This is a genomic window from Sphingobium indicum BiD32, assembly GCF_000382885.1.
In the GTDB taxonomy this organism is placed as follows: Bacteria; Pseudomonadota; Alphaproteobacteria; order Sphingomonadales; family Sphingomonadaceae; genus Sphingobium; species Sphingobium japonicum_C.
The window spans coordinates 21,882-29,042 of record NZ_CAVK010000232.1 but is presented as its reverse complement, the minus strand read 5'-3'; the positions used below and the strand labels follow the sequence as shown (position 1 = coordinate 29,042).

The window sequence follows — 7,161 nt, the reverse complement described above, 5'->3', positions numbered from 1 at the left end:
GGGGGCGTCCACATCATCAGGCTCCGCGAGGAGACTGAGCATAGGCGACCTGTATTGGCTAACGGACGAGCAGATGGCGCGCCTTTCGCCATATTCCCCTAAGAGCCACGGCAAGCCACGGGTTGACGACCGGCGGGTCCTGAGCGTGATCATCTTCGTCAACCGGAACGGCTTGCATTGGCGGGATGCGCCTAGAGAATACGGGCCGCACAAAACATTGTATAACCGCTGGAAACGGTGGGGCGAAATGGGCGTGTTCACTCGGATGATGGAAGGCCTGTCCGCCCAGAAAGCCGAGCCGCAGACCGTCATGACCGATGCGACCTATCTCAAGGCCCACCGCACGGCTTCCAGCCTTGAGGTAAAAAGGGGATCTCGGGCGTATGATCGGGCGGACCAAGGGCGGCATGAACACGAAGTTGCATGCCGTGACTGATGCCAACGGCCGTCCTTTGAGCTTCTTCATCGCGGCTGACCAGGTCAGCGATTACATCGGTGCAGCGGCCTTGCTCGCCGACCGTGGATATGACGCGGACTGGTTCAGAAATGCCTTGGAGCAAAAGGGCATCAAACCGAGCATTCCGGGCCGCAAATCCCGATCTCTGCCCGTCAAATACGACAAGCGGCGGTACAAACGGCGTAACCGCATCGCGATCATGTTGGGCCGCCTGAAGGACTGGCGCCGCGTGGCAACACGCTGCCACGCTGCCCAACCGTCTAATTCTCCGCACTCCCACTGGCCGCCAACGTGCTCATCTGGCTCTGATCAGTGAGTCCTGAGCCTAGGACGACACTCCTCTCCTCACGGCCGCCCAGTCGGTTGAGCCTATTTCGCCTGCGGCTCATACCCTAACTGAACCGTCTCAACTAGGTTGCCCTCTGGATCGTACCAAAAAGCGATTCTTACCTTGTGTTCAGTATCATCGCGGCGCTCGGTTACCCGCCCGCCACATTGCTGGACTCGGCTGATGAAGGCATCCATGTCATCTGTAAAGAAAACAAGAACGACCTGGCCGTGGCTAATATGCTTGCTGTCCAAGAACCGGATTAGAACAAGAGGATGGCCAACTCCATTGGGAGATTCGAACATCTTTTCTTCCATGGGGCGCATATTCATCGTGGAAGTGAAGTGCTTTGTTTGGTATGTTTGGAGGACTTCACTGTAGAATGAAGACATTCTTTCAAGGTTTTCGACAATCAACTTTGACTGAAACATTCCAGCAGAAAGTGTCTTGGGCGTTGGCACTTTGACACGGGCTGTCGCGCGACACTGTTCGCCCCCAGCATTTGAGACCACCGGCGCTGCCATTAAACCCCGATCACTGGCAAGCGCTTCACCACCCCACAACAGAAAGCAGCAACCCGCGGCTGCTAGCAATCCTGAGCGACTGCTCAAGTTGGCAAGTTTCATTGCGATCCTCCTCCACAATATGGTGCGTCGCCTTGACGCAAGATTGCGTCGCTACGAAAGGAGCACAGCATAACTGGTCTCGAGCCTATCGACCGATAGTGCCGAGCAGTCGGCCTCGATACTCTTGGTGGCTCGGCCGGTTTCCCTTTTCGCCCCACCTCAGTTGGACGCGGTTGGTAAATCCATTGAATCCAGTGAATCCAGTGAATCCAGTCTAATCATTACGCTGATCGCGATATGGAATGAGCGATTGGGTCAATCCGACTCGAGTAAATATATCAATGGCTTGCCTAACCTGATCCAACGTGTGGTCGGCACAAAGCGAGCACCGCAACAATGTCATATGTGCCGGCGTAGCGGGCGGGCGCGCTAGGTTCACGTACAAGCCTTCATCCAGTAGCGCGCTCCAGAACAAAATGCCGCGTTTCAGACTGGGCATGATCAACGAGATAATGGCACTTTGAGGCTCGTCGACGCCCAACTGGAAGCCTGCTGTCTTCAACCCCTCGTGCAAGGTCCGCGAATTCTCCCATAGCCGCCTCCGCTTTTCGCGAGCGTGCGCAAGTTTCTTGATTGATGTACAGGCGGCTGCGACGACATTTGGAGGAAGACTGGCCGTAAATACGTAGGGTCGACAGGTTAACCGCATTATTTCGAACTTCGGGTGGTTCGAGATGCAAAATCCCCCGACCGTTCCCACGGATTTTGAAAATGTCCCGATTATGAAATCAACCTCGTCGAGGCAGTCCTGATCCTCGGCGGCACCTCGCCCATTGCGACCCAGAACACCCATCGAATGGGCCTCGTCTACAAGAACCATTGCGCCATATTTCTTGGCAATACCGAGCATTTCCCTTAGCGGCGCCACGTCTCCGAGCATCGAGTAGACGCCTTCCAGCACCAAGAGTTTCCCCGCATCAGCAGGCATGCGGCTCAAGCGCCTTTCTAACGCACTGCTGTCGTTGTGCTTGAAGGGCACGACTTCAGCGTCGCTCATCTTGCATCCATCCCAAATGGAAGCATGGCTGTCGATGTCCAAGAGAATATAGTCGCCCTTGCCGACGATCGTTGAGATTATCCCCAGATTCGCTTGGTAACCTGTAGAGAATACCATCGCATGATTCATGCCATAGAATTCACACAGTATCTGCTCGACCGCCCGGTGCCCTGCATAGGTTCCGTTGAAGACCCGACTGCCTGTCGTTCCGGCTCCAAACTCTGCCAGCGCTTCTTTCCCTGCGGTGATAACGTCTGGATCGAATGTCATGCCCATGTAGTTGTAAGTGCCCAAAAGCATCGTTTCACGACCGCCGCAAATTGCAACTGTCGGTGAAATCACTTGATCCATCACAACGTCGAAGGGATTGACCTCATTCAACTCAATCAGCCTGTCCCGCTCAGCGATAACATGATCAAATTTGCTGAATAAATCCATGTTGCTGACACCCCTTCACTCCACCGATGCACGCAAGCCATCGTTTCGTCTTCTGGCCTACCGATGATCGGGGATGATGACTCTAATGATCTTGCGCCGATCCTGTTGTGACGGCCGCAGCAGATTCACAGAGACCACCCTCCCCCGGCGACGATCACCTGCCCGGAAATGTAATCGGCTTCAGGCCGGCATAACAGGTATACAGCGCCTGCAGCTTCCTCCGGCGTGCCGGCCCGGCCCAGGGGGATACCGCTCTCCATCGCATCCAGAATTTCCCTGCTCAGGCCAGCCCTTATCTCGCGATCCTTAACGGTAATAGTCGACTTGCCGTGTTCCCCGGCAGTCATTCGGGTCTTGATGACGCCGAATGCCACGGCATTGACCGTTACATTGTAGCGCCCCCATTCCTTCATCAGGGTTTTGGTGAGACCGACGACGCCCATCTTCCCTGCGGCATAACCCGCCTGTCCTGCGTTGCCGCCCAGACCGGCCACCGAGGAAATGTTGATGACGGTGCGGCGCATCGCCCGGCCATCGCGTTCGATTTCGGCCTTCGCGGCATTGGCGATTACCGGTTGGGCTGCGCGCAAAAGACGAAACGGAGCGTTGAGATGCACATCGATCATGGCTTCCCATTGTTCATCGGTGGTCTTCTGGATCACTGAATCCCAGGCATAGCCCGCATTATTGATGATAATGTCGATCCCGCCGAACACTTCGACCGCAGTCCGGACCATCCGACCAGCGAACTCGGGTAAAGTCACGTCGCCGACGCATATCGCGGCGCGGGCACCCAGAGCAGTGATTTCGTCAGCAGTTTGTGCTGCAACCGATTCATCCAGATCGTTGACCACCACATCTGCACCGGCGTCCGCAAGCTTCAGCGCAATGGCCTTGCCGATCCCCCGACCAGACCCCGTTACGATCGCTACCTTGTTACTCAGAACTTTCAATGTGGATTCCACTCCTGCAAATGAGCCAGCCTCTAGACGAGCTTGCGTTCGTCCAGCCCCAGCGACCGACCGATGATCTCGCGCATGATTTCCGAGGTGCCCGCGAAGATGCGGCTGATGCGCGCATCCCTGTACATCCGGCTGATCCGATACTCGCTCATATAACCGGCCCCGCCATGCAGTTGGACGCACTCGTCCATGACGCGGGCTTCAAGCTCACTCGTCAAGAGTTTGGCGGCCGATGCATCTTCGGCAGCGAGCTCTCCGGCATTTAGGAGCAGCACGCACTGGTCGACATAGGTCTGCGCCATGTCCAGTTCGGCGCGCATCGTCGCCATCTTGAACCGGGTGTTCTGGAACGCGCCAATCGGCTTTCCGAAGGCTCGGCGTTCCTTGACGTAATCGAGCGTGATGTCGAAAGCGGTCTGCGCCGTGGCCAGAAAACCGATCGCCGCCACGAGACGTTCCTGCGCCAGAAAGCGGGAAAGGTAGCGAAAACCCTGCGACGGATCGCCCAGTACGTTGGCCTTGGGCACCTTGACGTCGTTGAAGAACAGCTCGGCTGTATCCTGGGCCTGCATCCCCATCTTGTCGAGCTTGCGACCACGCTCGAAGCCCTCCATTCCGCGCTCAACCACGAACAAGCCAAGCCCATGGCGGCTTTCCGGATCGGTTCGCGCGGCCACGACCACCAAGTCCGATAGGATGCCGTTGGAGATGTAGGTCTTCGCGCCATTGAGCAGCCAGTGGTCGCCCTTGTCCTCGGCACGCGTTCGCATGCCGGCCAGATCCGAACCGGTCGACGGTTCGGTCATGGCAACGGCCAGAATATTCTCGCCGCTGACGATACCTGGCATCCAGCGCGATTTCTGCTCTTCGGTCCCCAGCTTGGCGATGTAGGGCGCGACCAGATCGTTGTGCAGGTTGATGTAGAACCCGATGTCGCCGTGGCGCATGTTCTCTTCGATGATGATCTGCTCGAAGCGGAAATCATCGATCCCCGCGCCGCCGTATTTTTCCTCGGCCCAGGTGCAGAGCAAGCCCTGCGCCCCGGCCTTGAGGTAGAGCTCGCGATCGACCATGCCCTGCTGGAGGAAGCGCTCCACGTGGGGAGCGACTTCCGCCTGCATGAACTTGATCACGCTGTCCCGGAACTGCTCGTGTTCCGCCGCGAATGTCAGGCGCTTCATGCGGCCTTAGTTCCGTCAACGCCAGCCTCGGCCGGATAGATCGGCTCGCGCCGGCTCGCCTTGTCGCGCAACCAGGCGGACGGCAGGAACCGGGGGCCGTGCTTCTGCGCGAGGCGGTCGGACTCGGCTACAAACGTCTCGATCCCCACCGTGTCGATGTAGCTGATCGTGCCTCCGGTCCATAGTGGGAAGCCCCAGCCGAATACTGCGCCGAGATCGGCGTCCTCGGGGGTCTCGAGCACGCCTTCCTCGAGGCAGCGCGCCGTTTCCATCGCCTGGGCATAGAGGAAGCGCTGCTTGAGTTCTTCGACGTCATACCCCAAACCGACCGGGAAATGCTTGGCCAAGCCCGGCCACAGCCGCTTTTTCCCGCCTTCGGGGTATTCGTAGAAGCCGCCGCCGGCCTTGCGGCTCGGGCGACCGATTTCGTCGCGCATCTTACGCAGCACCGCCACGCCGGCGGGTGGGATATGCTTGTCCCCATCCTCGGCAATCGCCTGTTCAACGATCTTGAGCGGCAGATCGACGGTCAGCTCGTCGAGAAGCGCCAGTGGGCCGACCGGCATACCAATCGCTTTCGCTGCGTTCTCGATGACGGCCGGCGGAACCCCGTCGTTCAGCATCGCAGCGCCTTCATGGATGAGGGTCTGGAACACCCGGCTGGTGTAGAAACCGCGGCTGTCGTTGACGACGATCGGCGTCTTGCGCAGTTGGCCGATAAAGTCGAGCGCGCGCGCGAGGGTTTCAGGCGACGTCTGCTTGCCGAGGATGACCTCGACGAGGCCCATGCGATCCACCGGCGAAAAGAAATGGATGCCGATGAATTGTGCGGGACGTTGCGAGGCCTGCGCGAGCTGGCCGATCGGCAAGGTCGAGGTGTTGGAACCGAACACCGCGGTTTCCGGCAGAACAGCTTCGGCCTTGCGCGTGGTCTCTGCCTTGATGGCGGTGTCCTCGAACACGGCCTCGACCACGAGATCGCACCCTTCAAGCAGCGCGTAGTCGTCGGTCGGCGTAATGCGGGCCAGGATCGCGTCAGCCTGCGCCTGGTCCAGCTTGCCACCCTGGACAAGCTTGGCCTGGACCTTTGCCGTATAGGCCTTGCCCTTTTCGGCAGTCGGGACGTCGCGGTCGAGCAACACGACCGCGATCCCGGCGGCAGCCGAGACGCAAGCGATCCCTGCGCCCATCATGCCGGCGCCAAGCACCGCAACCTTGCGGACCTGGCTCACGGGGATGTTGGCGGGCCGGCGAGCACCCTTTTCCGCCGCTTGCTTGGAAATGAAGCTGGTGCGGATGATGTTGCGGGCGACCGGTCCGCTCAGCAGCTTGGCGAAATACTTGCTTTCAACCGACAGAGCCTTGTCGAAGGGAAGCTGAAGCCCCTCGAACACCGACGCCAGAATCGCCAGCGGGGCCGGGGCATTGTAGCCCTTCCGCGCGACTTCGGCGACGGCCATCATATAGGCCGCCGAATTTTCCGGCACCGTCATGCCCTTCTTGTGGGGCGGCACCCAGCCCTTCTTGTCCCATTCGCGCACGGGATCCGGATTGGTGCCCAGCCAGGCCCGGGCACGATCAATCAGGTTCGCCGCCGACACCACCTCATCGACGATCCCCAAGGCCAGCGCCTCTTGCGGCGCGACGGAGCGGCCCGACAAGAGCAGGTCGATGGCGGTCTTCATTCCGGTGAAGATCCCCAGACGAACCGTTCCGCCTGAACCCGGCAACAGTCCGACGTTCACCTCGGGCAAGCCGACAACTGCCTTAGGATCGTCGACCAGGACCCGGTAATGGCAGGCCAGGGCAAGTTCGAAGCCGCCACCGAGCGCTAGACCGTTCAGGGCCGCGACCCAGGGTTTGCCGGAGGTTTCCATCGCCCGATGCATCCGGCTTGCGCGCTGCGAGAACACGAGTGCCTCGTGGGGTGTGAACCCGCCGGCCAGCTTCTTGAGATCGGCACCGGCCATGAAGGTCGACTTCGCGCTGGTAACGATCACGCCGGTGATGGAACCGTCGGCCGTGATCTCTGCGGTGACGGCCTCCATGTCGGCGATGAAGGCGTCATTCACGACATTCATCCTGCCATCGGCATTATCGAGAATGAGTGTGGCAATGCCGTCGGTCGCCCGTTCGATCTTGATGTGTCGCATGGTATTCGTGCCTTCCAGA

5 protein-coding genes and 1 pseudogene are annotated in these 7,161 nt (G+C 59.2%); 1 reads left to right on the top strand and 5 read right to left on the bottom strand.

Annotated elements, in window-relative coordinates; genetic code table 11:
• Positions 1-40: 40 nt before the first annotated feature.
• Positions 41-721 (top strand): annotated as a pseudogene (locus EBBID32_RS23835) (IS5 family transposase).
• A gap of 105 nt (positions 722-826) precedes the next feature.
• Here EBBID32_RS23835 and EBBID32_RS20555 read toward each other — a convergent pair.
• The 5 genes from EBBID32_RS20555 to EBBID32_RS20535 all read right to left on the bottom strand — a co-directional run bounded on the left by EBBID32_RS20555 (position 827) and on the right by EBBID32_RS20535 (position 7,142).
• Positions 827-1,411, bottom strand: a complete 585-nt coding sequence (locus EBBID32_RS20555) for a VOC family protein (RefSeq protein ID WP_081628147.1) — start codon at positions 1,409-1,411, stop codon at positions 827-829.
• A 214-nt stretch (positions 1,412-1,625) separates the two neighbouring features.
• Entirely contained in the window at positions 1,626-2,846 is a 1,221-nt protein-coding gene (spt, locus tag EBBID32_RS20550) for a serine palmitoyltransferase (protein ID WP_006966140.1), read from the bottom strand.
• Positions 2,847-2,971: 125 nt separating this feature from the next.
• Complete coding sequence (locus EBBID32_RS20545; protein ID WP_006966138.1) at positions 2,972-3,799, bottom strand: SDR family NAD(P)-dependent oxidoreductase; 828 nt, start codon at positions 3,797-3,799, stop codon at positions 2,972-2,974.
• 32 nt (positions 3,800-3,831) lie between these two features.
• Complete coding sequence (locus EBBID32_RS20540; protein WP_006966136.1) at positions 3,832-4,989, bottom strand: acyl-CoA dehydrogenase family protein; 1,158 nt, start codon at positions 4,987-4,989, stop codon at positions 3,832-3,834.
• Entirely contained in the window at positions 4,986-7,142 is a 2,157-nt protein-coding gene (locus EBBID32_RS20535; RefSeq protein ID WP_006966134.1) for a 3-hydroxyacyl-CoA dehydrogenase NAD-binding domain-containing protein, read from the bottom strand. The genes EBBID32_RS20540 and EBBID32_RS20535 overlap by 4 nt, the downstream gene beginning before the upstream one ends.
• Positions 7,143-7,161 lie beyond the last annotated feature (19 nt).

What these genes read in the sequence shown, in the direction of transcription:
- EBBID32_RS20535 (WP_006966134.1), bottom strand. Translation starts at nt 7,142, where the DNA reads ATGCGACACATCAAGATCGAACGGGCGACCGACGGCATTGCCACACTC.
- EBBID32_RS20540 (WP_006966136.1), bottom strand. Translation starts at nt 4,989, where the DNA reads ATGAAGCGCCTGACATTCGCGGCGGAACACGAGCAGTTCCGGGACAGC.
- spt (WP_006966140.1), bottom strand. Translation starts at nt 2,846, where the DNA reads ATGGATTTATTCAGCAAATTTGATCATGTTATCGCTGAGCGGGACAGG.
- EBBID32_RS20555 (WP_081628147.1), bottom strand. Translation starts at nt 1,411, where the DNA reads ATGAAACTTGCCAACTTGAGCAGTCGCTCAGGATTGCTAGCAGCCGCG.